Below are 620 nucleotides of genomic sequence, written 5' to 3' on the forward strand. Positions count from 1 at the left end.
AGCAACTGAGGAAGCAATAGAAGAAGTTGTGGAATTAGAGAAATCTGAGGAAGCGACAGAAGAAGTTGTGGAATTAGAAGAAGCTAAGGAAGCGACAGAAGAAGTTGTGGAATTAGAGAAATCTGAGGAAGCAGCAGAAGAAGTTGCGAAGTTAGAGGGTACTAAGGAAGAAGAACCAATTTCTCAAGAAACAGTAATTGAAGAAACAATGAATACAGATTTAGTGGAAAATACACCAGTTGCAGGGCAACCAGTGATTTCTCAACAAGAAACAATTACGTTCAAGGAAGAAAGTGAAGTATTCGTACCAATTTCAGAAACGGATGAGCAAACAAAGAAAGATGTTCAAAACTTTGCGAACGTTTTAATTGAAGAAGCGGAAGAAAAGAAGCAAGTTGCTGAAGAACAGCCTGCTTTACAAATAGAAGAACCGAAACGTGAGAAAAAACGTCATGTCCCATTTAATGTTGTCATGTTAAAGCAAGACAGAAAGAAATTAATGGAAAGACATGCGGCAAGAACGAACGTAATGCAATCAACTGCCAGTGAACGAGTGGAAGAAAAGCCAGTGCAGCAAGTGGTAGTAGAACCACAAGTGGAAGAAAAGCCAGTGCAGCAAG

1 pseudogene is annotated in these 620 nt (G+C 39.5%); it reads left to right on the plus strand.

Going from position 1 to position 620, the window contains the following annotated elements:
• Nucleotides 1-620, plus strand: a pseudogene (locus BAU23_RS15700) (DNA translocase FtsK); the annotation flags it as partial.

The sequence above is a fragment of the Bacillus nitratireducens genome, assembly GCF_001884135.1.
Lineage (GTDB): Bacteria > Bacillota > Bacilli > Bacillales > Bacillaceae_G > Bacillus_A > Bacillus_A nitratireducens.